This is a genomic window from Psychrobacter sp. M9-54-1 (assembly GCF_016613355.1).
GTDB classification, from domain to species: Bacteria; Pseudomonadota; Gammaproteobacteria; order Pseudomonadales; family Moraxellaceae; genus Psychrobacter; species Psychrobacter faecalis.
Genome location: NZ_JADGFW010000024.1, coordinates 67,751 through 92,953, shown reverse-complemented (window position 1 = coordinate 92,953; position 25,203 = coordinate 67,751). Strand labels below are relative to the sequence as shown.

Genomic DNA, 25,203 nt, shown 5'->3' with positions numbered 1-25,203 from the left:
TAAAAAACCGCCACAAGGAAGTGTGATTTTTATGGAAACTTTTACCAAACGTATTAATATCAGTGGCAAGCAAGCGCGCTATTATGATTTAGAGCAGTTGAACCAAGCTGTAAATCACGCAGACAAACCGAACCACCATAAACGCCCGCCTGCCCATTTTTATGGTGGCAATAGCTTTACCGTTGGTACTTATGCGCCATTGTTAAATGAGCTCGCAACAGAGTTTGATTTATCGGCATTAGCGCTACGTGGCTATTGGTATGACAAACCGCAAGCGCCGCGTCTGACCCGCGAGCAAGATGCCGATATACTGATTGAGTTTTTGGACAAAACCCAAAACGCGCCTATCGTTGGTATTGGACATTCACAAGGCGCAACAGCAACCGCCATAGCAGCAGCGAAACGCCCCGATTTATTCTCGCAGTTATATCTTATCGAGCCTGTCACCTTTACTAAAAAACAAGCAACGCTTTATAACTTACTACCGCGCAAGATATTGCTAAGCCGTGAACCTTTTAAAAGCACCCTAACCAAGCAGGTTACATGGGCAAGTATCGAGGATTATTATGAGCATTTGCGCGCACAACGGGCTTATAAACGTATCAGTGATGAGCACTTAAAAGTATTTGCTGAGCAAAGTTTGACGGCCAATAATAATGGCAGCTATAGCTTGATGTTTGCCCCCGAGCAAGAGCTTGCCAATTATTTTGGTGCGCCTCATATCGATGCAGCATTAAAAAAACTGCACTGCCCTTACACCTTAATCACCGGCAAACCAACTTTGTTTATCAATGATAAAGTACGCAAACAATGGCAAGGATTTGTTCCCGCAGATAGCATTATCTCTTTGCCAGATTACGGTCATCTTTTGCCAATGGAAGCACCTGAATTGTGCGCGCAAATTATTAATGAACATTATGAAAGCAATAAATAGGCCGAGCGATGTGGAATGTAGGATATACGGGATATGAGCGATGAGCGACCTTTTTGCCCCTGCACCGACCGATAATTTCTTACCTTATGATGGCAAGGTAAATGATTTAGGAATCGTGATTGACTATCCAAGTGCCCTATATTATGCCTTGTTGACGACGCTGCCTTGGCAATCTGATATCGTCACTTTATTTGGTAAGACGCACGTCACCACTCGGCAAATAGTATGGATGGGCGACAGTGCTGCCAGTTATCAATATTCTGGGCACAGGCGGCAAGCCATTGCATGGACAGACTCGGTGTTTCATGTGAAACATCATATCGAGCGGCAACTATTAAAAATCGGAGTTAATGCCAACTTTAATTCTTGTTTGCTAAATTACTATCCGACTGGCGACGATGGTATGGGGTATCATGCCGATGATGAGAGGGAGCTTGGCGAGCAGCCAATTATCGCCTCTTTGTCACTCGGAGCGACGCGCAAGTTTGTCTTGAAGCATAAAAAAACTCAAGATAAAGTCGAGCTTTATCTTGAGTCCGGTCAGCTTATCGTCATGCATGGGGATACGCAAAAATATTGGAAACATACTGTTACTAAGACGAAAACAGTTTTAGAGGGACGTATTAGCTTAACCTTTAGGCAAATGATATTAGGTTAAGCGGGTTTGGCTTAATTTAAGCAACTCTGCCTTAGCTTGCTTTGAGCACAATCTTGCCAAAGGTATCGCCTTTTTCTAGCTCGCGATGGGCAGTAACTACTTCAGACAATGGATAGGTTTGCTGAATTTGTAAAATTAGCGTGCCATCAGCGATATCTTGTAAAACCTTTGCCATATCTTCGCCATTTGGCTTTACCGCGTAGCCGTCGACGCTCAAGTTTTTATTACTACCGGCAGCTTTTAGTTTATCAACCCAAATGGTCGGTAGCACTTTAACGCGACCACCAGATTTGAGTGTGCTCAAAGCGCGCACGCCTGCATTGTCACCGACCAAGTCCATCAGTACATCGGCTTGTAAGTCAGGAAAATCTTGGTCTTTGGTATAATCTATCCAACCTTTCAACTTGCTTTTATCTATCAAATCGTCAAGTTTGGCGTATTTTTCTGGCGAGCAAATAAGCGTGACTTTGACATTATCTGACGCTACCTTTTTCAGTAAAAACTGAATCGCTAAATGTCCAACGCCGCCCGCTGGCGCGTTTATTACCACGTGTTCACCGTCTTTAATGTCGGCAAATTCTACAAACTGTAGCGCCGTTTGCCCGATACAAGGCAATGCTCCTGCTTGCTCTAATGTCACCGCCTGTGGTACTTTTGCCAGTAAATCAGCATCGACCGCCACGTATTCAGCGTAGCAGCTGCCATCAAAACTAAGGGCCGCGACGTCATCTCCAATGGTAAATTTATCGCTATTACTTTTGACCACTATCCCTGCAACATCAAAGCCTAAAATAGCGGGCTCGCCTTTATCAAAGTTATTTTTTTGAATCGCATCGGCGCCCCAGCCTTTACCTTGACGGGTTTTATAATCGACGGGGTTGATACCGGCATAAGCGACTTGTATTAATACTTGGTTATCCTTTAATTCAGGAATAGCCACGCCGTCTTGATATGTCATGACTTCAGGTTCGCCAAACTCGCCTATCTGTACGGCGTGCTGCGTCGTTGGTAGGTGTTTATCAGACATGATTTTTCATCCTTGTATTATTCTAATTTCTCTTTTTCGGCTAGTTTCTTACTTGTTATCCATTAACTGATAACAGCAATTCATAACAATGCTAACTCTGCACTTAGCGGCAAATGATCCGATAGTGTTGACCAAGGCTTACCGGTATGTACCCAGGCGTCTTTTACCCTTAGGTTACGCACGTAGATACGGTCAAGACTGAGTACGGGCAATTTTGCTGGAAAAGTCGGGAGCAATTTGCCATGACAATGTTTAAAAGCTTCGGTCATCCCTAAGCTTGAAGCGAGCCTGTCACAAGACATTTTTTTCCAGTCATTAAAATCGCCCGCCAAAATCAGCGGCTGGTCGGGCGCAATCTCATTACGCACATAGTTAGAGATGGCTTCATACTGCTTGATGCGGTCGCGCTCAAAGAGGTTTAAATGGGCGCATAACACCACCACTGGCATCTCCCACCCTAGCGGCTGCACTTCGCAATGCAGGACACCGCGCTGCTCAAGTTTATTCACCGTAATATTGACGTTATGCTTTGGATCTAGCGGAAAACGACTCAATACCGCATTACCATGATGACCGTTTTCATACTCTGAGTTTTTACCATAGCTGTTTTGCAGTTGCAGATATTCACCAAACCATTCGTGCTGTGATTGGTCGGGGTATTCGTTATATTGCATATTGCGCTTGAGGTTTTGCCCCTGCACTTCTTGCAGGCAAAGAATGTCTGAGCCGATGATATCAAGCGCTTGGGCGATACCCTGTATCTTCACTTGGCGATTCATCGGCGACATGCCTTTATGAATGTTGTAGCTGGTTAAAACAAAAGAGGTGGTATTAGTCATAAATTTATCAGTTATAAACTCAATATGGATAGCGTAAGGGTGAACAGCGTTTTATTAAAAACTTATCAAATGACACCGGTCATCAGATAAACATGAACCTAGGTTATTATAAAAAAGAGCATTGATTCATATCGAACCAATGCTCCCATATTATACCTAAGTCGTAACGATGGCTAACTCATTAACGAATAGCAGCTATCAATTAATAGCGCGTTACCAGAGCAATTGGCTGATCTTCACCCATCAGCTCCTGCGGCATGAATACGGCTTTGCCACCGTTATGAATGACGTGTTCGATGATTTCACCAACCGCATCATCAGTCACGCCTTGGGCAGTCGCATCATCAGCCATGCTTAAAGTCTGCGCCGCTTCATCGATCATAGCCGGTTGCATGTAACCGCGACGAACATATAAAGTCTCGCCAACCCCTTGGAAGGCGCTGCGGTACACTTCTTGTAAATCCGTTTGCAGCATATTGGCACCGCGCGCTTTGTCAATTTCACCCATAGCGGCTTGATGTAATGACGAGCGATAATTTTCAACCGCTTCTTGTACGCTATCAACGATATGCTGCGCGCTGCCTTCTTCCAAATTGGTGGCATTTGAAACGGTAGCAATAATATTATCTGGACGATCACAAACATCTTTATAATAACCGATATTTTTGGTATCCCCAACGATGACTAAAGGCATTTTATGCTCGCCCCATAGCTCTTGTACGCTCTTATCTACTTGGTTAAAGAACTCTTTTAGATAGCTACTCTCGTTATTTGCTGAGCGATCAGAGCCTGCATCACCCGTTGTATATAAACCATTATTTTCTACAGGAAACGGAATATTTTCCATATTGTTTTGTGCATCAGTATCTTGATCAAACTCCTTGACCACACGGTCGTTAGACGCTTCAATCAAGCGCGCCTTATCACGGGTTAATACTACCGTATAATAATGCACGGCGCTGGCCATATCACGCACCAAATCACGCGTTGCAAATCTATCAGAGATGATCACGCGCTCTTTGGTATCAATAGGCATACGGACGATTTGAGCATCGTCAGTGCTAGCAAATATGGCTAAGGTATCTAAGTTATAGTTGTGATTTAGGTCACTGGTTTTATTTTTGATATTTTCTAAAATAGAGGTGGCGGTACTTTTGTCGTACTCGTTATTTAGGCGCTCTTCGACGACTTTTAATTGGTTTTTTAGGGCGATAGGATCCTTTTGATTGTCAGGATGCTCACGGTGGGTTTTGACAAAAATACTAACCGCTGGATTGGCTTTGGTCTCACGTAGACTTTTAAGAGTTGCTTTCATAAATACTGCTCCTTATCTTATTATGATTGGTTGGTATTGCAAAATTGTCTTAGAATTTGAAAATTATTTTTAATAACTGCCTTGTATTTAATTTATTATATTAAGTCCTTGTATTACTAAGATGCTAACAACTTGTCCTCACTCCCTGTAGGGTTAATTTGCAAGTAAATGATGACGCTTTGTAAGTGAAACTTAGCTAACTATCGGTCATATCGATAATTAGCGCCGGGTTATTATCCAATTGGACATTTCTAAAAATCCCATTTGTAAAATGAACACTCTAAAACCAATTATAACGCTGGCTTGTATTTCAACCGCGTCATACCCATCTTTTAGATAACCTTTACTTTAAATTACGTCTTAAACTACGTTTTAAATAACGTTCATAGCACTTTATCTAAATCATAATAATTTATTCATTACTAACAGACATTGGATACCTTTCTTTATGAACTCTATTGCTCCAGATTTACACCTTGTTGATTTTTCCAGTACCACACCTGATACCTTACAAAGCCAGGTCATCAGTGCTATCGATGCTGCCAACCGTTTTTTAGATGAGATGTCGGCAGATAGCAAGCTTAGCGCTGAGCAGGCGTTGGCAGAGGTCATGAGCTTTGACCATATAAACTTGGCGTTGGATCGTAGTTGGGGGATTTTGTCGCATCTTAATAGCGTTATGAGTAGCGATGAGATTCGTCATGTCCATCATGAATTGTTGCCCAAGCTGTCTGCTTATGGCACGCGTGTTGGTCAGCATCAGCCGCTATTTAGTCGCTATCAAACGATCGTCAATGATCAGGCTTTCTTTGCTGCTCTAGAACCTGCGCGGGCGCGAGCGATTGAGCTTGCGCTGCGTAGCTTTGAGCTATCAGGCGTTGCGCTACCCAAAGCTGAACAAGAAACCTTTGCTGCTATTCAAAGTGAATTGTCGACTTTATCAGCGACGTTCTCAGACCATATCTTGGATGCTACTCAGGCGTATGCCTTACCGCTTGAACAAGGCCAATTAGCAGGGTTAACTGAGAGTGGTTTGGCGCTATTAGCGGACGCAGGTGAACAGTATAAAGCGCGTGAGCTTGCCAGCGGTACGCTCACTCAAGCACAAATTGATGCGTTGCCGACGCCTTATTATGTGGCAAGCTTAAATATTCCTGTTTATCTTGCCGTCATGACCCATGCCGATGATCGCAATCTACGCGAGACGCTGTACCATGCTTATGTGACCCGCGCCTCTGAGTTTGATGCGCATACCAATGCCAAAGGTGAAGCGCTCAATAATGCCGATATCATGGGCCAAATTCTGCAATTACGCGCGCAAAAGGCCAAGTTATTAGGCTTTGATAACTATGCAGAAGTGTCACTGTCGACCAAAATGGCAGATAGCGTTGTAGAGGTTGAAACCTTTTTACGCGATTTAGCCGCGCAAGCAACGCCAGCCGCTAAGCAAGACTTAGCGCAGTTGCAAAAGTATGCGCAGGCTTATGGTATTAATGACTTGCAGCCATGGGACAGCGCTTATATTGCCGAAAAAGTAAAACAGAGCGAGTTTAGTTTATCGCAAGAGGAGATACGTCCTTATTTCCCACTACCGAAAGTGATTAGCGGATTATTTACGATCGTTGAGCGCTTATACGGTATCAAGGTACAAGAGCACAGTGAGTCTGTGTCGCGCTGGCACGATGACGTACGTTTTTATCAATTATTTGACGCCGATGATCACTTGCTTGGTGGCTTTTACTTTGATTTATTTGCTCGTAGCGGCAAACGCGGCGGCGCGTGGATGAGCGGTTTTCAATCACGTTATACCTATACGGAGCAAGACCATCAGCAGCTACCGGTCTGCTTTATGGTCGGCAACTTCACCCCTGCCCTCGATGGTAAACCAAGCCTATTGACTCACGATGAAGTACTCACCTTGTTTCACGAATTCGGTCACGGTTTGCACCATTTACTCACCCAAGTCACCGTTAGTGATGTCGCTGGTGTCAATGGCGTTGAGTGGGACGCGGTCGAATTGCCCAGTCAATTTATGGAAAACTGGGCGTGGGATGCCGAAGGGATTGCTTTAATAAGTAGCCATGTTGAAAGCGGCGGACCCTTGCCAAAAGACAAACTTGCCGCCCTACTAGCGGTCAAAAACTTCCAAAGCGGCATGCAAACCTTACGTCAGATCGAGTTTGCGCTTTTTGATTTATTGATTCATGCGCACACACCAGCCCTTAATTATGAAGGTATCTTGGCGACGCTAAATACCGTGCGCGATGATATTGCGATTATGCAGACACCGGATTACAACCGTTTTGCTAATGGCTTTAGTCATATCTTTGCTGGTGGGTATGCCGCCGGTTATTACTCGTATAAATGGGCAGAGCTATTGTCTGCCGATGCATTTAGTAAGTTTGAAGAAGAAGGTATCTTTAACCCAACTACGGGCAAAGCCTTTCGCGAGACTATTTTATCGGTCGGTGGTAGTTTCCCTGCTAAGACCAATTTTGAGAACTTCCGCGGTCGCAGCGCCAGCATCGATGCTTTACTACGGCATAGCGGTTTTGACAATGCTAAAAATGACAATACTAAAAATGATGCTGCCGCCACTGCTAAAGCCAATGATCAAACGACGCGCGAGGTCATCTAAATGCGCTATCAATCGTCAGCACCAAAGCGCCGGTTTTTAGCAGGCGTTCGCTGTCCTAAATGTCAGGCGATGGATGCTGTGATGCAAGTAAATATCGTCACACCCGAACCTGACGAATACATCGAATGTACGCAGTGCGGACATACAGAGCACCGCCCCGATCCTGATACTATCAGTGCTAAAAACCATTTAGAGGACCAGATCGCGCGTGATGCGATGTCGACTGGTACCAGTGGGACAGTCAAATTCAAGCCATAAGCAATAAAAGCTGTATCGTCAAGTCCTAATAACACTTAGCCTATCTACCAATAGATAGGCTTTTTATTTTGAGTTTGCTATAGTATGCCTACTTATATTTTTGACATAAATCGACCATTGTATGAATAAAAAACAAACACCGCCTTTATCAGTTAAACCATTAAAAAAACAACCAGTAAAACAACGCAATAAATGGTGGCCAATTGTCATACTAGCTGTTTTCTTAATTGGCTACTTGGTTTGGAAAAACAATTCGCTAGACACTGAAAAGGCGCCGATCGAAAGCACAACACCTACTGCCGAGTCTATTGAGCAAAATAACGCTGCGCAAGCAGATACCACCTCATTAGATGATGGTGAACTAACTTTGGATAGCGATAGCTCGATAAGTACAAACAGCCAAATCCCTGATCCCAACGCTATTCTAAATGCGCCCTTGCCGGAAAATGATAGTTTAGCAAAAGAAGAAATAGATCGCTTAGAAGATGAGCGTCAGCGCTTAGCAGAACAAGAGAAGCTGGCAGCGGAACAGTTGGCAATGAATAAGCAGCTGACAGAGATGAAAGAAAAGCAAATCGCCCTCCTGGAGGAGCAAATTGCCCAATTAGAAGCTGCTGAAAGCGCGAAAAACAGTGTAAAATAATATTCATTTCACAAAGGGGCAGATAGATAAATGGCAAGTCTACAACTTACTCACGCCCCTATTTTAAATAGCAGCGCCCAATTGCTGGTATTGCCAGTGAATAACGCCGGTATTCTGTTAGACCCTATCCTTACGCGCAGCAAAAACTTATATCCTGATAACTACCAACATTACTTTCGTGCCTGCCGCGATGGTAGCTTAATGCTTGGTAGCTGCTTGATGCATAAGCGCGCACGTGAGCAAGCTGGACTTGGCGTCAGTAGCAACGGTAGCCAACCAAGTTATATTGCCAACCTAGTGATATCCGATCATCCCTATCATTCACCGAGGGTAAGTTGGCTAAGCGCAGCTCTAGTCGATTTACAACAGCAACTTATCCCGCTTATCCGTTATCAAGGTATACGCCGGATTGCATTGCTAGCGCGCCCGCTTATTGCTCATTATTCGCAAAAAAATTCTGCTCAAAATGATGGTAGTAACAACGCCGAAGTAGAAAAATTAATTGCTTTAGATTGGCATAGCGATATCTTGCCGCTTATCAACCAGCATTTGCAAGATTTACCAAAGCTGCGTATTGATATCCACATTCCTAAAGATATCAGCATATAAATTGATTTCTCCATATCCTCACCTTTTTGAAGACATAAAAAAATCGCCTTGATTGCTAATCTCAGCAACCAAAGCGGTTTTTTATATCTTGACTAGGTCAAGTTACGTCAAATATCGATGCTTAGCTTTGCTCGATACCTTTCATGGTCAGCTTAATACGACCACGGTTATCAACGTCTTGTACCAATACGCTGACGGTTTGACCTTCTTTTAGGTAATCAGACACATTTTCTACGCGCTCATCGGCGATTTGCGAGATATGTACGAGACCATCAGTGTTTGGCAAGACGTTAACGAAAGCACCGAAGTCAACGATACGCGCAACCGTACCTTGATAAGTTTTACCAACTTCCACTTCTGCGGTGATGGCTTCAATTTTACCAATAGCCGCTTTGGTTGCTGCTTTATTTTCACCAAAGATACGAATGGTACCAGCATCATCGATATCGATAACCGCGCCAGTTTCTTCGGTTAGCTGACGAATCGTTGCGCCACCTTTACCAATCACATCACGGATTTTTTCTGGGTTGATTTCGATAACCGCATAGTTAGGCGCATGAGCGTTGATTTCTGTACGGCTTGCAGGCAGTACTTTATTCATCGCTTCTAGGATATGAATACGACCAGCGTGGGCTTGCTTAAGCGCTTGCTCCATAATATCTGGGGTAATACCTTCGATTTTAATATCCATCTGTAGCGCGGTAATACCGTCTTTTGAGCCTGCTACTTTAAAGTCCATATCACCAAGATGATCTTCATCACCTAGGATGTCAGACAATACAGCAAAGCGCTCGCCTTCTTTAACCAGACCCATTGCGATACCAGCAACCGGTGCTTTCAATGGAACGCCAGCGTCCATCAATGCCAAGCTTGCGCCGCAAACCGAAGCCATTGAAGATGAACCATTTGATTCGGTGATTTCAGATACCACACGAATCACATATGGGAAGCGTTCGCTATCTGGCAACATCGCTTCAACGCCGCGGCGCGCTAGGCGACCATGACCGATTTCACGACGTTTTGGCACACCTTCACGGCCGGTTTCACCAACTGAGAAATGTGGGAAGTTGTAATGCAACATAAAATGGTCACGAATCGTACCCGCCAATGAATCAATCATGTTTACATCACGGGTGTTACCAAGCGTGGTGGTTACCAATGCTTGTGTTTCACCGCGGGTAAATAGTGCTGAACCATGGGTATATGGCAATACGCCTACTTGTACATCTAGCGCACGAACGGTTTCAAGATCACGGCCATCGATACGCGGCTTACCTGACAAGATATTGTCACGAACGGTGCGGTATTTTAACTCTTCATAAATCTCTTTTAATTCAGATACCGTATCGTTATACGTTTCTGCTTCGGCGTCACCTGCCAATGCTTCGATGATCGCTTGTTTGATTTCGTCAAGTTTGCTGTAGCGCTCTTGCTTATTGGTAATAGTATAAGCATCAGCCACTTGCTCACCAAACTGCTCTTTCATGCTGGTTTCTAACGCTTGATCGCGAACAGGCGCGGTATATTGCTGCTTAGCGGTACCAACCTCTTCTGCCAATGACGCGATATTATCAATGACGATTTGCTGCTGCTGATGACCGTATAAAACCGCACCTAGCATTTGGTCTTCAGACAATTCTTTCGCTTCTGATTCAACCATCAATACTGCAGATTTGGTACCCGCAACCACCAAGTCAAGGTCGCTGTCTTTAAGCTGCTCAAGCGTTGGGTTAAGGACATATTCTCCATTGATAAAGCCAACACGCGCTGCTGCTACCGGACCATTAAATGGCGCATCAGAAATAGCCAGCGCTGCTGAAGCACCGATGAGTGCCGCGATATCTGCTGACTGAGTTTTATCAGACGAGACAACCGTTGCCGTAATTTGAATTTCGTTCACATAGCCTTCAGGGAATAGCGGACGAATCGGACGGTCAATCAGACGCGACGTTAAGGTTTCATTTTCGCTGGCACGGCCTTCACGTTTACCATATGCACCTGGAATTTTACCAGCCGCATACATTTTTTCTTGATAGTTGACGGTCAATGGAAAGAAGTTTTGACCTTCTTTAGCATCCGACTTTACTACTGCCGCTACTAGGACAGTCACGCCGCCCATGTGAACCAAAATAGAGTTTGCTTGACGCGCGATACGGCCCGTTTCAATAACGACCTGCTGGTCGCCGTACTGGAATTCACGCTTAATGGTATTAAACATTGTCATATAATTTTCCTAATATTGACTGACGAAAGGGATATCAGCATTATAAAAAGCTGATATCTGTCATTAAAAATTCTTGGTAACTGGTTACTCGTGATTGGCTACTAATTGACGTTAACATAATTGGAAACTGGGTCGATTAGAGCAATTTTGTTACCTATTTATTTGATACCTTTATTTAAATAACGATTTCACGTTATTTGCTGACTAAAATCTGCTTTGCTAGCCACTGTTTGATAAATAATACTCATCACGCTAAACCTTATAAATAATTAATCGAGCGCGAATACTACTCTCAAACTCATAAGGCATTATTTTACAGTGATTTATAGCCATTGACCAATGAAATGCCAAACTGTCTGTTTGCGCATTACCGTTATAAGCATTTCAGTATAAAAAAGTCGGTTAAAATAGGAGTTTGTCACATTAAACGTATGCCGCTAAGGGATAATTTTTTAACAGTCAAACTCATATAAATACGCATAAAAAAACGGCGTGAAACTATTCCACACCGTCTTTAGAGAAAATCTATTTTATCGAGCTTAGCAAGCAAATACCAAGTGGCTTAGCAAAAAATTTAAAATGCTGCCATATTAGCGCATAATCTTTTTTGGTCGCCATTGGTACTATTACTACCAAATTAACGACGTAGACCTAATTGGCTAATAAGGGTGGTATAACGACCAAGGTCTTTACCTTTTAAGTAGTCAAGCAGTTTACGGCGCGTGTTAACCATACGGATAAGACCACGACGGCTATGATGGTCTGCTTTGTGCTCTTTAAAATGGTTCTGTAAATCGTTGATACGAGCACTCAATAGTGCTACTTGAACTTCTGGAGAACCAGTGTCATTTTCGCCACGTTGGTATTGAGCAATGATTTGTTCACGATCAGAATTGGTTAGCATAAATCTCTCCGGCAATGCTAAATGTACTAAGATACTTTCAATTTAAAGCATCTAGGCACAATAGAATAAAAAATAAAAAGTTTAACCGTCATTCAGGACAACCCTGCATTACTAGAGTTGACCTAGGGTACGACAAACTTATCAATTAGAACGTTTAGTTAAGAATAAAGCGAAAATTAAACGTGACAGCGATTATAACAAAAAACTGCTGAACTAGCAGCAGTTTTTATAGTAGTTTTACAATTTTTGCAGAGAAAAATTGATTAAGGTCTAAATTTATAAGACTGACGTTTTATCAACTATTTATCATTCTTAACGTCGTCCTGCGTAGCATTACCGCCAAGCTCATTATCTTCAAGAGGAACCGTCGTTGCTTCCGCTAAACTATCTGGAATATTATCTTCTTTAGGATTGATATCTTCGGCTTGTTGTTTAATTTTTTTCTCTTGCGCGTCTATGTTGCCTTTTGAGTCAGTCATAAATACTCCCAGTTATCATTATTTTTGTATATTTTTACTAACTATTTTATTAATAATCAGCAGATTCAATAAATTACGGAGTTAACTATTTTTCTTCTTTAGCATTTTTTAAATTATCAGCAATACGGTCTGCAGCCGCTTCAGTATCTTGCGTATGATTATCTTCTGTTTGACCTTTTAGAGCAGCAGTTGCTGATTCTGAACGTTGTTGCTCAAGCTTGGTATCGTTCGGATTAGGATTTGACATAATAATTTCCTTTTCTGTAGTTATGAATTCTGTAGTTATGATTTTAAAGTTATGGCAATTTCGTAAAATCAGTATAAATAAATCGTTATTAAATAGTAGCTGCTTCTTTTAGGTAATCTATAAAATTTAATTGGCTTATTAATCTAAGATAGCGCTTTATCAATAGCAGCGACAAAATCGTTAATATCATCTGGATTACGTGAGGTAATCAAATTACCATCCACTTGCACGCTTTTATCGACGAAATTTGCGCCCGCATTTTCTAAATCGGTCTGTAACGAGTGATAAGCTGTTAAGGTTTTACCTTTAGCAATGCCCGTATTAATCAATACCCAAGGCGCGTGGCAAATGACCGCCAATGGTTTACCTGCATTGTTAATAGCATTAATGATACTATGCGCTTCTTCGTTACCGCGTATGGTATCGGCATTCACCGTGCCACCTGGCAAAACCAGTGCCTCATAATCAGCAACGTTAGCGTCTTTAGCAAATATATCTGCAGTAAAGGTATCACCCTTATTGACGTCCTGCTGCATACCTTGGACTTCTTTGTCTTTATTGGTCGTAATGAGGACTGTTTTATAACCTTTATCTTTTAATTGGTTGTTAACTTCTTCATATTCAGCTTGTTCGAAGTTATTATGTAATAAGAAAGCAATGGTTTTCATAATAATCCTTATACTTTAGATTTCAATTTTAGGTATGAGTATTTTTAAAATACATTTTTTATTATTAATCTCAGATACTTTTTATATTAGTTAATGTCTTTTTATTTTTATATATACTGCTTTTTTATAATTTTAATATTTAATAAAATCCCATTTTTATAATTTTTATTTTCTTATATTTTTTATATCCTTGTTTCGCCTTCCATGGCTGACTTAACTAAGGTACAAAAAAAGCAGGTTTCACTATAGGTGAAACCTGCAATAAAATGTGATGATATGTGATTAGTGTAAACTCTTAGTAATCTTTACCTAGTTTCAGTTAAGCTGCTTTGAAAAGGTACATCATAACTGAATCAACTTTTTAGGCTGTAGTCGCCCGTTTAAACTTACCGCTCCTAAACCAATAAACTGCCCTTGCTCATCTATAAGACGAATATCTACGGGCATTTCATGAGGTAATAAGGTTTCACTATCTTCTTTGTCACCGTCATCCTCATAATGCTGTTGTTCGATAGCCGTTATAATATAGCTTCGTATATCGTCCGTCAGCTGCTCGGTGACATTTAAGCGCTGTCCCATATGGACACGGGCGCACTGCTCAGCCGTTAAGCTAAGCTCAGTATCAAGGGTGATACAAGCATCAACGGGTAATAGGTGGGTCAGGCGACTCGCAAGTGACAACGCTTCTAGATCGGCCAAACCAATCACATTATCAATCTTAAAACTGCCAACCTGCAGGCGCCGTAAAGCGGTGAGATGCCCTAGCGTGCCAAGGGTTTTAGCGATATCTTCTGCCAATACTCGTACGTATGTACCTTTCGAGCAAGTCACTGTCAACTGAATTTGTTGCGCATCGATTGCGGTTAAATCAATGGCTTTAATGACAATATCTCTTGCGGGCCGCTCAATCTCAATACCTGCTCGCGCATATTCATACAATTTTTTGCCATCTTTTTTTAGCGCCGAATACATCGGAGGAATTTGCTGCTGTGGCCCTAAAAATTGCTGAGCAATGTTTTCTAATATGGCATGATCAAACTGTGGAATAAGTGCTTCAGCAACAATCTGCCCGTCGGCATCACCCGTATCGGTTTGACTACCCAAAAGAATGGTTGCTTGATAGGTTTTATCGGCATCGAGTTGATAGTGACTAAACTTGGTAGCCTCACCTAAGCAAATGGGCAATAAACCCGTTGCCATCGGATCGAGTGTGCCTGTATGACCAGCTTTTTTACTGTCATGGTTGGGTGATTTAAACAGGTATTTCACCTTTGACACTACTTGTTGCGAGGTCATACCTTGTGGCTTATCCACTAATATTACGCCCGAGACTTTGATTTTATCAGGCGTTTTAAGCGTTTTTGCAGCGGCTGGCGTAGAGGTGTTAGTAGAGGCGGTCGACATAATAGCTATTACTCGTTAATTTCTTGCTCATCAGACTCGTTTTGCTCAGTTTTGGTCACAGCCTTATTGATAAGATCCATCATATAGTTGCCACGCGCCGTCACTTCATCATAATGAAAGCGTAAACGCGGTGTGGTACGCGTTTTTAGACTGTGGCTTAATTCGGTACGCAAAAAACCCGCCGCTTTATTGAGGACCTTGATGCTGTCTTCATGGCTAGATTTGGTCATCGCATCGTTAAGCTCAGGCTCCATGATGGTGACGTAAATATCTGCGTAACCCAAGTCTGGGCTGACTTTAACGCTAGAGATAGTGACAAAGCCCGTCAAACGCGGGTCATTGACTTCGTCACGGATAAGAACCGCAAGCTCACGCTGAATCTGATCAGCCAAGCGTTGTAAACGTTGATTCATGTTATTACCTTATTGGTCATACAGCTTATTTTTATTAAAAAACTCTCATTAAAAACGCATGAGCGTTATATCTAATGACATTAAATATAAAACACAATGTCTTTGCTAAAAAAGGCCTAGCAGGGTGTACCTGTTAGGCCTAAGTACAGCTAAATCTTAAGAAATTATCCAACCATTCAATCATTTTATACGATTGAATGGCTAAATCATAAAGCGACTGCTTTAGATGGTACGGGCGAACTCTTGGATTTCAAAGACTTCGATTTTATCGCCCGCTTCGACGTCGTAACCACGAACCGCTAGGCCACACTCCATACCGGTACGTACTTCATTAACGTCTTCTTTATAGCGACGTAATGATTGCAATTGACCCGTAAAGATAACTTGATCATCACGCAAGACGCGGATAGGTTTGTTGCGATAAATCGTACCTTCAACCACCATACAACCGGCAGCAGCACCAAACTTACTAGAACGGAATACTTCGCGAACCTCAGCAACACCCAAGATTTTCTCACGATGTTCTGGCGCTAGCATACCACTCATCGCCGCTTTGACATCATCAATCAAACCATAGATAACGCTATAGTAGCGAATATCCATTTTAGCAGCGTCTGCTTTACGGCGTGCGGTTGCATCTGCACGGACGTTGAAACCGAGCAATACCGCTTCGCTAGATTCAGCCAATGTCACATCAGATTCAGAGATTGGACCAACGCCTGAGCTAATCACTCGAACTTTAACTTCATCCGTCGATAACTCATTTAGAGCCGCAAGTAACGCTTCAAGCGAACCACGCACGTCAGTTTTTAAGACGATATTTAAGAATGACACATCGCCTTGTTCCATCTGATCAAACATGCTCTCTAAGCGCATCGCATTTTGACGTTCAAGCTGGCGCTCGCGCTCACGGTTGGTTCTGAAATCTGCCACTTCACGGGCTTTTTTCTCATCGGTTAAGACTAAGAACTCGCTACCAGCAGCAGGTGTTTCAGGTAAACCTAATATCTCTACAGGGATAGACGGACCAGCAGATTTGATTCGTTGACCATTTTCGTCTGTCATAGCACGAACCTTACCGTAATGCTCACCTGCTAATACTAAGTCGCCCTGTTTTAAGGTACCTTTTTTAACTAGGACACTGACAACTGGACCGCGACCTTTTTCAAGTCGTGATTCAATAACAACACCTTGAGCAGCACCGTCTAACGGTGCTTCTAGCTCCATTAGCTCAGCTTGTAGACTGATAAGCTCTAATAACTCATCAATACCGTCACCCGTTTTGGCTGAGATACGCGCCATTGGGGTATCACCGCCCCATTCTTCTGAAACCACTTCTTTAGCAGTGAGTTCATTAAGTACGCGATCAGGATCGGCGCTTGGCTTATCCATTTTGTTGATAGCAACGATGATAGGCGTACCAGCAGCGCGCGCATGATCAATCGCTTCTTCGGTTTGTGGCATCATACCATCATCGGCAGCCACAACAATGACAACGATATCCGTTGCCTGTGCACCGCGTGAACGCATGGCGCTAAAGGCGGCGTGACCTGGAGTATCAAGGAAAGTAATAACACCGCGATCGGTTTTCACATGGTAAGCACCGATATGCTGAGTAATACCGCCAGCTTCACCGGTAGCAACTTTCGTTGTGCGAATTTTATCGAGTAGTGAGGTTTTACCGTGGTCAACGTGACCCATGATAGTCACAACTGGTGGACGCGTTTGCACGTTACTGCTACGCTCATCTACCGCATCTTGTAGATCATCTTCGACCTTGGTATCACTAACCGGTACTGGGTTGTGACCCATTTCTTCAACAATCAGACTAGCTGTTGCTTGATCAATAGTGTCGGACTCGCGTGCGATTTCACCCATTTTCATGAGCAATTTGGTCACTTCGCGAGCTTTAACCGCCATACGCTGTGCCAAATCAGAAACCGTAATGTGTTCACTGATCTCAACATCGTAAACGATTTTATCGACTGGTTTTTCAAACTTATGCTGTGAGGCTTGCGTTGAGCGTAAACCGTTTTTACGGTTTTTGATTTCACGCTCGTCTTGATTCTTACGGCGACCACGACCGCGAGCACTGGTGCTACTGGTGCCGCGTTTGATTTCGCGACGTTCTTTTTCAAACGATTCTTCTAGCGCATCACCGACCAAACCTTCGGCTAACGGCTCATCTTTACGCACTTCAGTAGCCGGCTGATCGGTATATTTACCAGCCATTTTACGCATTTGCTCAAGGGTACGCTTTTGCGCTTCTTCGGCTTGCGCACGGCGAGTTTCTGCTTCGATTTCACGCAGACGCGCTTCCTCGACTTCACGAGCTTCGCGAGCTTTACGCTCTGCTGCCGTTTCAACTTTTGGTTTCGTGGCGGCAACTTTTTTCTTCGGCTGCTCTTTCGGTTTAACTTCTACCGCCGCTTTACCGCCTTTTTTCACAACCACTGAGGTTGAGATATCGTCATTCTTATCGTCTGACTTTTTGCTCGAACCTAAGCTTGCACGCATCGCTGCCAACGTAGCCGCTTGACGTTCTTCCGCCTTTTTCTTAGTAGCGGCACGCTCTTCTGCTTCTCTAGTTGCACGCTCTTGTGCTTCAATCATGGCTTGTTCGCGCGCTGCCAATTCTTCCGCCATCTTTTCTGGATCAGGCTTCTCGAACACTTTCTTTTTGCGCACTTCTACATTAACGCTCTTAGATTTACCTGAAGAGCCGGTCACGCGTGCGGTGCTGGTCGTCTTAGATTTCAGGCTAATACGTCGCTTTTCTTGCTGGCCATGACTTTGCTTTAAATACGTCACCAACTTCTCTTGCTCAAGCTCGGTGACTAGGTCATCCTCTGCGCGAGCAGGCAGTCCAGCATCTACCAGTTGCTGTTGTACAGCACTTGCGGTTTTGCCTACCATATCTGCCAGTTCTTTGACGGTCTTATCTGCCATTTATTATCACCTACTGTCTATTATTTGCTATATATTCAATTCAGTTGTTGGCTACAAATGATTGGGTTAAGGCTAGTATTTGTAACACATTTGATTGGGTTACGTCACACCAGCCCTTATTATCGATAGCATATCACTAAAAGACAGCGATATGCAGTTACCGCTTATTCATTGAACCAAGATTCCCGAGCTTTCATGATGAGTTTTCCTGCGGTTTCAGAGTCTAAACCTTCGATATCTTCTAGATCGAAGACGGCTTGTTCTGCCAAGTCATCGACGGTAATGATGTCTTTTTGTGCCATTTTATAGGCCCAACTGACCGTCATTCCTTCAAGATCTTGTAGCTCTTGACTTGGCTCTTTCATGTTTTGTTGTTTGACCAATTCATCGGCGATAACCACTTCTTTGGCACGCTCTTGAATCATGTCAATCGCTTCATCGTCTAGGCCTTCGATATCATAAAAGGTTTCGACTGGCACATAAGCGACTTCTTCAATACTGGTAAAACCAATATCAACCAGCGCTTGGGCAAGATCTTTATCGACCTCTAAACGCTCATAAAATAATTCGATAAAGGCCTTGCTTTCGTTTTCTTGACGTTGCTGATACTCTTCCTCTAACATCATATTAAGCTTATAGCCGGTTAATTCAGAGGCTAAACGCACGTTTTGACCTTGTGAGCCAATCGCCCGCGCCAATTGATCATTGGTGCTAAAGATAATATCCGCCGTTTGCGTGTCTTCATCTAAGATGATACTGCTGACGTCCGCTGGCTCTAGCGCACTGATGATAAATTGGGCTGGGTCATCTGACCAAACCACCACATCAATACGTTCGCCATCAAGCTCTTGTTGTACCGCTTGGATACGCGTACCACGCATACCAATACAAGCGCCAACGGGATCAATACGATGATCGTTGGTTTTAACCGCTATTTTAGCACGCGTACCCGGCAAACGCGCGACATTACGAATTTCAATAATTTGTTCGGCAATCTCGGGCACTTCTTTTTGCATCAATGCTGAGAGCATTTCAGGATGCGTGCGTGATAGTAACAATTGAGCACCGCGATTTTCACGGTTAACATGATATAAAATGGCATTGATACGTGATTTTGGGCGCAATTGTTCACGAGGTAGCATCTGATCACGTGACAAATAGCCTTCAGCATTGTCACCTAAATCAATGATATAACCATCGCGCGTTTGTTTTTTAACTTCGCCATACATCATCTCGCCAATACGTGGCTCAAAAGCGTCGGCTACTAAATTGCGCTCTGCTTCACGGATTTTTTGAATGATAACTTGCTTAGCTTGCGTCGCAGCAATACGACCAAATTCAATCGATTCGATCTGCTCTTCTTTGATATCACCAATTGACCATTCGTCTTGGTCAAGATCGGTAATCGCCAGCTGACACGCAGGCATCTCATGGTCTTCATCTGCAACCACTGTCCAATAACGATAAGTATCATAATCGCCCGTCGCACGGTCAATAGCAACCCGTACCGCTACTTCTGGCTGATCGGTATAGACTTTTTTCTTCGTGGATACCACCAAAGCATCTTCGATTGCTTCAAAGATGTCTTCAGGATTTAAGCCCTTTTCATTACTGACAGTTTCTACTACCGTTAAGATTTCACGACTCATGCTATACCTGTCCTATCGTTTTATAATTGACTTAAACTTTATCGTTAATGTGTTGACGTTATATTTTCACCGTAAGCCAAAGGCTGTTTGGAGAGTAAAATATTCATTTATCAAGCTACTGTTTTTAAACTAAGCATCTTCATAAATCAAGTTGGCTTTGTCAATATTGCTTAATGCAATCTCAAACTGCTCACCATCAGTGGCGGTTAGCTTTAAAGAAGTATCATCAATACTGTCTAAAGTACCAGTCGCTTTGCGGCGTTTTTTATCACCTTCGCCAATCGCTTGGATCAATCGCAAGCTCACTGTTTGACCGACATAGGCACGCATTTGCTCATCTGAGAAAAAGGCACGATCAAAACCTGGCGACGATACTTCTAAAATATATTCACCAGCAATCGGGTCATGAACCTCAAGAATGCCGCTCACTTGATGATTCACCGCTGCGCAGTCCTCGATGGTTACTTGCTTATCTTGGGCTTGGTCTTCTGGCAATGCCTCAATATAAATGCGTAACAACGAGCGACGACCTTGTGGCGCAAATTCAATACCCCACAGCGCCACATCACAAGCCGCTACCGCAGGCGCAATAATATTGGTCAGTTCTGTAACTTTTGTCGAAAGCTTCATAATCTATTTATCTTTTCTTATCCACGTAACTATCGTACTAAGCAAACTGTATTTTATATCGTAAAGCTTGTATTGATAGCACTTTGTTGTTTATCGATAACAATATTTATTGTTAATAATTAACTTTTATAAAAACTGGCTGCCGTCAAATTAAGACAATTCGCGCCTTAACTTATAAACCTACATTGTTCTTAACGCTTAAACGCGTCACTATATAAATAAGATGTTTTATAACTCGTGCTTTTATATAAGGATGAGCCTAGAAAACATCAAGCTCAACCAGACAATGCTTTTATTATGTATAAAGCAGAACTATCGGTAAAGGTATGAGAAGTAAAGGATAGTACGCTTAACAAGCATCGCGGCGAATGACGATGGATAACGAATAGCATCGTACTCTATAGAAATAGAGCTTAGCATAAGTAGGACAGATATCGCGATAACACCGACCATCAGATACAAAAAAACCCACAAACATAATGGTGGGCTAATCGTTACTGACAAATTTAGTGTACAAAACATCAGTATAAAAAGTGGTAGCGGGGGCTGGATTTGAACCAACGACCTTCGGGTTATGAGCCCGACGAGCTACCAGACTGCTCCACCCCGCATCAATCTAGAACGCATATTATAGAGAGGTTTTATAGGGCTGTCAATACTTATTTTAGATAATAATCAAATTAAGCATTAATGACGATGAACCCTGCTTTCTATAATGTTTGAGTACAACAACGTTCAAGTAAAACATCATACACATAAAGCTTGGTGCGATTGGGGGGACTTGAACCCCCACAGCTTGCGCCACCACCCCCTCAAGATGGCGTGTCTACCAATTCCACCACAATCGCATTTTTCTTACTACTCTGTTTTTCAGCTTTAACCCTTTATAACCGATGCTTAAAGAAGGCAACGAAAGTTAAAGACGGCTAAAAACAGAGAAGCATTGTAAATCTAACGTCTTAAAATAGCAAGTACTGCCTGCATTAAAAGATAACGGTTAAAATTATCTGTCAAAAAATTAAGACAGACTTTAACGTAAATATAGTTACTGAGGATTTTGTGTCAGCGGGCGCGGCGTTTGCGGCGCCGATACGGGCGCATCTAAACGAAACTGGTCTTCGGCTTGTTTACGTGCATGTACGGCAAGCGTCATACTGGTGATAAAAAATATCACCGTTAATACCGCAGTGGCACGCGTCAAAAAGTTTGCAGTGCCGGCGGCGCCAAATACGGTACCTGATGAGCCCGCACCAAAAGAAGCTCCGGCGTCTGCCCCTTTGCCATGCTGTATCAAAATCAAGCCAATCATGGCAATCGCCACGATAATGTGCAGGGCTAATATAAACGTAAACATGGTGGCCTCTTTTGCCGCGTAATGACGACTGATAACGTAAAATAAATCGTAGGAATGAGTAATAAAACTGCGTAATGCTTATTGATTAACATCTAATATGACCAACAACGTCAAACCAGTTGTGTAAATAAAGCAATCATCTAAATAAGGCGCATTGTACACGATTGCAAGGTCACTGTTAAAGCCACTTTTGCCAACTGCGAAAGACATTTTTTGAGCAAAGTCATTGTTCAATATGGATTAAATTGTAATTTTACTGAATACGACTACGCTTTATTGCCGCCAAAAGCTTTGGCAATCGCTAAAAAACTTTCTGCTTTTAGCGATGCGCCGCCAACCAATGCCCCATCAATCATGCTATCAGCAGCAAAACTGTCGGCATTGTCAGCATTGACGCTACCACCATATAAAACCGTTATGTTGTCTAATTCGCCATTGAAGCTCGCAAGGGTTTGCTTAATATGTTGATGCGTCGCACTTACTTCAGCGACGGTTGGTACTTTGCCCGTGCCAATTGCCCAAACTGGCTCATAAGCGATGATTAAACGCTCTGACAAATCTGTAGCAAGTTCAGGATTTTGCGCAAGTAAATCTTTAATCACCGCTAATTGCGCATCAATGACTGCCAGCGTTTCTTTGGCATCATACTGCGCTTGGGTTTCGCCAATGCAAAATATGACGCCTAAGTTTTGCGCGAGGGCGTGAGTCATTTTTTGCAATAAACAGTCATGAGATTCTTGATGATACTGACGGCGCTCAGAGTGTCCCAGTATCGTCCATGTTGCGCCAGTATCAGCAACTTGCTGCGCTGAACAATCACCAGTATAAGCGCCAGTACTGGGACTATAGGCGCTTATATCTTGAGCGGCGCTCAGTATTGAACTACCTTTTAGACGCTCACTGACAGCGGTTAAATGAATCAAACTCGGGGCGACCATCAATTGACAGTGAGCCTTATCAGGCTGCTCTTCTCTACTAACAGCCGTTAATAAGTCATCTAGTAGCGCCTTGACGTCATGGCTCGTTGCTGGATTCTGCTTCCAATTCCCAATTACCCAAGCTTGCATACCCATTTACCTTATCTTATGTATTGCTGCCAATATGGCTCATATGCGCGCAAGTATAACAAATATTTCCCAAGTGCTATAGTGCGTTGCTATAGTATGAGGTGCTTAGCATTGGAACCGATTTTGCATAAAATTATTTTAAATAAGTATTTGCCACATTGACGTTTTTTGCAGATTAGTCATCTTATACGCTATATAAAATCTTTTAACTCTAAAAAATTCCTATATCATTCTATTTATAAAAAATAAAACCAAGGCAATCAATCAGTTGTTTTTAGAATAAATGTTACTAATCAATGTAACGATTATAAATAAACTACTGGTGTTATATATAGTAGATGCTTTGGTTTTGGTAAAAAATACAGCCCATTTGGTATCACGCATAGAGAGGTCTTAATGTCTATCACAGCCAGTAAGTACGGTGGTTTAGCGCAGCAGTTGATTAGCGAAGGTATCGTCAGCGAAGCACATATGAAAACCGCGCAAACAGAGTCGCAACAGCAGCAAATCGGATTGGTGCCTTATTTGGTTGACAATAAGTTGGCTAATGCTTATCAGGTCGCTCAGATGCTATCACAAGCGTTTGGTGATCCTTTGTTTGATCTTGATGCCCTAAGCTCAGACATCATTCCAAAAGACTTGGTTGATGAAAAAATCGTACGTAAGTTTAACGCGTTACCACTGTTTAAACGCGGGCAACGCTTATTTGTGGCATTAAGCGATCCCACCCGTATCGATGCCATTGATGCTATTGCTTTTAACTCGCGCCTGTCTATCGAGACTGTTGTTGTTGAAGAAGATAAGCTCAAAAGGCGTATTGAGAATCTATACGCTGATACCATGCAAAGTTTTGATAGCTTTTCTGACAGCGATTTAAATATCGGCTTTAATGAAAGCGAAGAAGATGAAGGCGAAACCAAACTCAGCGACGGCGTTGATGAAGCGCCAGTTGTAAAATTTGTCAATAAAATGTTGGTTGACGCCATTCGTATGGGTGCCTCAGACTTACATTTTGAGCCTTATGAGAAAACCTATCGCGTACGCTTTCGTGTCGATGGCGTCATGCAAAAAATGGCCAGTCCGCCGGTACAGCTTGCGGGTAAAATTGCCGCGCGTCTAAAAGTCATGTCACAGATGGACATCTCTGAGCGCCGTATACCGCAAGATGGCCGTATCAAGCTTAAAATCTCGAAAGATAAAGCCATTGATTTCCGGGTAAACTCCCTACCTACCTTGTTTGGCGAAAAGCTGGTTTTGCGTATTTTGGATCCGTCCTCAGCCATGCTTGGTATTGAAGCTTTAGGCTATGAGCCCGACCAAAAAGAGATGTTTTTAGAAGCCTTACATAAACCGCAAGGCATGCTGCTGATTACAGGTCCTACTGGTTCTGGTAAAACCGTCTCGCTCTATACGGGTATCAATATTTTAAATACTGGCGAGACCAATATCTCAACGGCAGAAGACCCTGTCGAGATTAACCTTGAAGGTATCAATCAGGTCAACGTTAACCCCAAAGTCGGTTTAACCTTTGCCAATGCCCTTAAATCATTCTTACGTCAAGATCCTGATATCGTCATGGTCGGTGAGATTCGTGACCTTGAAACGGCTGAGATTGCGATTAAAGCAGCACAAACAGGACACATGGTACTCTCTACCCTGCATACCAACTCTGCCCCTGAAACCTTAACGCGTTTGCGCAATATGGGTGTTGCCTCATTTAATATTGCCACCTCAGTCAACTTAGTTATCGCTCAGCGACTAGCTCGGCGCTTATGCAAAAATTGTAAAAAACCCATCAATATACCACGGCAAAGCCTGCTTGAGCTTGGTTTTACCGATGCTGATTTAGACAATCCAGATAACCTCATTTATGAACCTATTGGCTGTAATGAATGCCGTGAAGGCTACAAAGGCCGTGTTGGTATTTATGAAGTGATGAAAGTCAGTCCCGATATTTCACGTATCATTATGGAAGATGGTAACGCCATAGACATTAAAGATGCTGCCCTTAAAAACGGCTTTAGAGATTTACGGCGCTCGGGTATTTTAAAGGTGCTACAAGGAGTAACCAGTATTCAAGAAATGATGCGCGTGACTTCTGAATAGCAACCGTTGCAAAATTAAAATTCTAATTCGTGATTTTAAACCTTTATACTTATAAACTAGCAATGTTATCTAACAGATGTACTTAAATATAAAACATATATATACTGGCTTTTCTTATAGAAATGAAGTATGCCGAAATGAGGTATTAAATTTGACATACTTTTATCGGTTTATAACATCTTTATTAG

At 42.7% G+C, this 25,203-nt stretch carries 22 protein-coding genes and 2 tRNA genes; 7 read left to right on the top strand and 17 right to left on the bottom strand.

Going from position 1 to position 25,203, the window contains the following annotated elements; all coding sequences use genetic code 11:
• Positions 1-31 precede the first annotated feature (31 nt).
• Positions 32-934, top strand: coding sequence for an alpha/beta fold hydrolase (locus IQ457_RS10025; protein WP_200663051.1), 903 nt, complete (start codon positions 32-34; stop codon positions 932-934).
• Positions 935-974: 40 nt separating this feature from the next.
• Entirely contained in the window at positions 975-1,592 is a 618-nt protein-coding gene (locus tag IQ457_RS10020; protein ID WP_200663050.1) for an alpha-ketoglutarate-dependent dioxygenase AlkB family protein, read from the top strand.
• 31 nt (positions 1,593-1,623) lie between these two features.
• On the opposite strand, the gene IQ457_RS10015 is transcribed toward IQ457_RS10020, so the two are convergent.
• The 3 genes from IQ457_RS10015 to IQ457_RS10005 all read right to left on the bottom strand — a co-directional run bounded on the left by IQ457_RS10015 (position 1,624) and on the right by IQ457_RS10005 (position 4,773).
• A complete protein-coding gene (locus IQ457_RS10015; RefSeq protein ID WP_200663049.1) occupies positions 1,624-2,619 on the bottom strand; it encodes an NADP-dependent oxidoreductase in 996 nt (331 codons plus the stop codon).
• Between the two features lie 80 nt (positions 2,620-2,699).
• Positions 2,700-3,458: an endonuclease/exonuclease/phosphatase family protein gene (locus IQ457_RS10010; protein WP_200663048.1), complete on the bottom strand. Its 759-nt coding sequence runs from the start codon at positions 3,456-3,458 to the stop codon at positions 2,700-2,702.
• Positions 3,459-3,660: 202 nt separating this feature from the next.
• Positions 3,661-4,773, bottom strand: a complete 1,113-nt coding sequence (locus IQ457_RS10005) for an AOC03_06830 family ribosome hibernation factor (RefSeq protein ID WP_200663047.1) — start codon at positions 4,771-4,773, stop codon at positions 3,661-3,663.
• Between the two features lie 448 nt (positions 4,774-5,221).
• On the opposite strand from IQ457_RS10005, the gene IQ457_RS10000 reads away from it, so the two are divergent.
• From IQ457_RS10000 to IQ457_RS09985, 4 genes are all read left to right on the top strand, one after another.
• Complete coding sequence (locus tag IQ457_RS10000) at positions 5,222-7,411, top strand: M3 family metallopeptidase (RefSeq protein WP_200663046.1); 2,190 nt, start codon at positions 5,222-5,224, stop codon at positions 7,409-7,411.
• A complete protein-coding gene (locus IQ457_RS09995) occupies positions 7,412-7,669 on the top strand; it encodes a YheV family putative zinc ribbon protein (RefSeq protein ID WP_200663045.1) in 258 nt (85 codons plus the stop codon).
• A 121-nt stretch (positions 7,670-7,790) separates the two neighbouring features.
• Positions 7,791-8,312 carry a hypothetical protein gene (locus tag IQ457_RS09990; RefSeq protein WP_200663044.1) on the top strand — a complete coding sequence of 174 codons (522 nt, stop codon included), beginning with the start codon at positions 7,791-7,793 and terminating at the stop codon, positions 8,310-8,312.
• A gap of 30 nt (positions 8,313-8,342) precedes the next feature.
• Positions 8,343-8,921, top strand: coding sequence for a hypothetical protein (locus IQ457_RS09985; protein WP_200663043.1), 579 nt, complete (start codon positions 8,343-8,345; stop codon positions 8,919-8,921).
• A 121-nt stretch (positions 8,922-9,042) separates the two neighbouring features.
• On the opposite strand, the gene pnp is transcribed toward IQ457_RS09985, so the two are convergent.
• From pnp to tpiA, 14 genes are all read right to left on the bottom strand, one after another.
• The gene (gene pnp / locus IQ457_RS09980; protein WP_200663042.1) at positions 9,043-11,145 is read right to left on the bottom strand and encodes a polyribonucleotide nucleotidyltransferase; all 2,103 of its coding nucleotides are present in this window, start codon (positions 11,143-11,145) and stop codon (positions 9,043-9,045) included.
• Positions 11,146-11,782: 637 nt separating this feature from the next.
• A complete protein-coding gene (gene rpsO, locus IQ457_RS09975; RefSeq protein WP_068407892.1) occupies positions 11,783-12,049 on the bottom strand; it encodes a 30S ribosomal protein S15 in 267 nt (88 codons plus the stop codon).
• 299 nt (positions 12,050-12,348) lie between these two features.
• Positions 12,349-12,528: a hypothetical protein gene (locus tag IQ457_RS09970; protein WP_200663041.1), complete on the bottom strand. Its 180-nt coding sequence runs from the start codon at positions 12,526-12,528 to the stop codon at positions 12,349-12,351.
• A gap of 85 nt (positions 12,529-12,613) precedes the next feature.
• Positions 12,614-12,775 carry a hypothetical protein gene (locus tag IQ457_RS09965; RefSeq protein WP_156508534.1) on the bottom strand — a complete coding sequence of 54 codons (162 nt, stop codon included), beginning with the start codon at positions 12,773-12,775 and terminating at the stop codon, positions 12,614-12,616.
• A gap of 143 nt (positions 12,776-12,918) precedes the next feature.
• Positions 12,919-13,443 carry a type 1 glutamine amidotransferase domain-containing protein gene (locus IQ457_RS09960; RefSeq protein WP_200663040.1) on the bottom strand — a complete coding sequence of 175 codons (525 nt, stop codon included), beginning with the start codon at positions 13,441-13,443 and terminating at the stop codon, positions 12,919-12,921.
• A 342-nt stretch (positions 13,444-13,785) separates the two neighbouring features.
• Positions 13,786-14,847, bottom strand: coding sequence for a tRNA pseudouridine(55) synthase TruB (truB, locus tag IQ457_RS09955; protein ID WP_200663039.1), 1,062 nt, complete (start codon positions 14,845-14,847; stop codon positions 13,786-13,788).
• An 8-nt stretch (positions 14,848-14,855) separates the two neighbouring features.
• The gene (locus IQ457_RS09950; protein WP_068407899.1) at positions 14,856-15,260 is read right to left on the bottom strand and encodes a ribosome-binding factor A; all 405 of its coding nucleotides are present in this window, start codon (positions 15,258-15,260) and stop codon (positions 14,856-14,858) included.
• 222 nt (positions 15,261-15,482) lie between these two features.
• On the bottom strand, positions 15,483-18,209 hold the full coding sequence (gene infB, locus IQ457_RS09945; RefSeq protein ID WP_200663038.1) for a translation initiation factor IF-2: 2,727 nt from the start codon (positions 18,207-18,209) through the stop codon (positions 15,483-15,485).
• A gap of 164 nt (positions 18,210-18,373) precedes the next feature.
• Positions 18,374-19,858: a transcription termination factor NusA gene (gene nusA / locus IQ457_RS09940; RefSeq protein WP_068407903.1), complete on the bottom strand. Its 1,485-nt coding sequence runs from the start codon at positions 19,856-19,858 to the stop codon at positions 18,374-18,376.
• A gap of 129 nt (positions 19,859-19,987) precedes the next feature.
• Positions 19,988-20,488, bottom strand: coding sequence for a ribosome maturation factor RimP (gene rimP / locus IQ457_RS09935; RefSeq protein WP_200663037.1), 501 nt, complete (start codon positions 20,486-20,488; stop codon positions 19,988-19,990).
• 534 nt (positions 20,489-21,022) lie between these two features.
• Positions 21,023-21,099, bottom strand: a tRNA-Met gene (locus tag IQ457_RS09930).
• A 152-nt stretch (positions 21,100-21,251) separates the two neighbouring features.
• A tRNA-Leu gene (locus tag IQ457_RS09925) sits at positions 21,252-21,336 on the bottom strand.
• Positions 21,337-21,533: 197 nt separating this feature from the next.
• On the bottom strand, positions 21,534-21,842 hold the full coding sequence (secG, locus tag IQ457_RS09920) for a preprotein translocase subunit SecG (protein ID WP_025652589.1): 309 nt from the start codon (positions 21,840-21,842) through the stop codon (positions 21,534-21,536).
• Between the two features lie 266 nt (positions 21,843-22,108).
• On the bottom strand, positions 22,109-22,909 hold the full coding sequence (gene tpiA / locus IQ457_RS09915; protein ID WP_200663036.1) for a triose-phosphate isomerase: 801 nt from the start codon (positions 22,907-22,909) through the stop codon (positions 22,109-22,111).
• Positions 22,910-23,305: 396 nt separating this feature from the next.
• On the opposite strand from tpiA, the gene pilB reads away from it, so the two are divergent.
• A complete protein-coding gene (gene pilB / locus IQ457_RS09910; protein ID WP_200663035.1) occupies positions 23,306-25,015 on the top strand; it encodes a type IV-A pilus assembly ATPase PilB in 1,710 nt (569 codons plus the stop codon).
• The last annotated feature ends 188 nt before the right edge of the window (positions 25,016-25,203 follow it).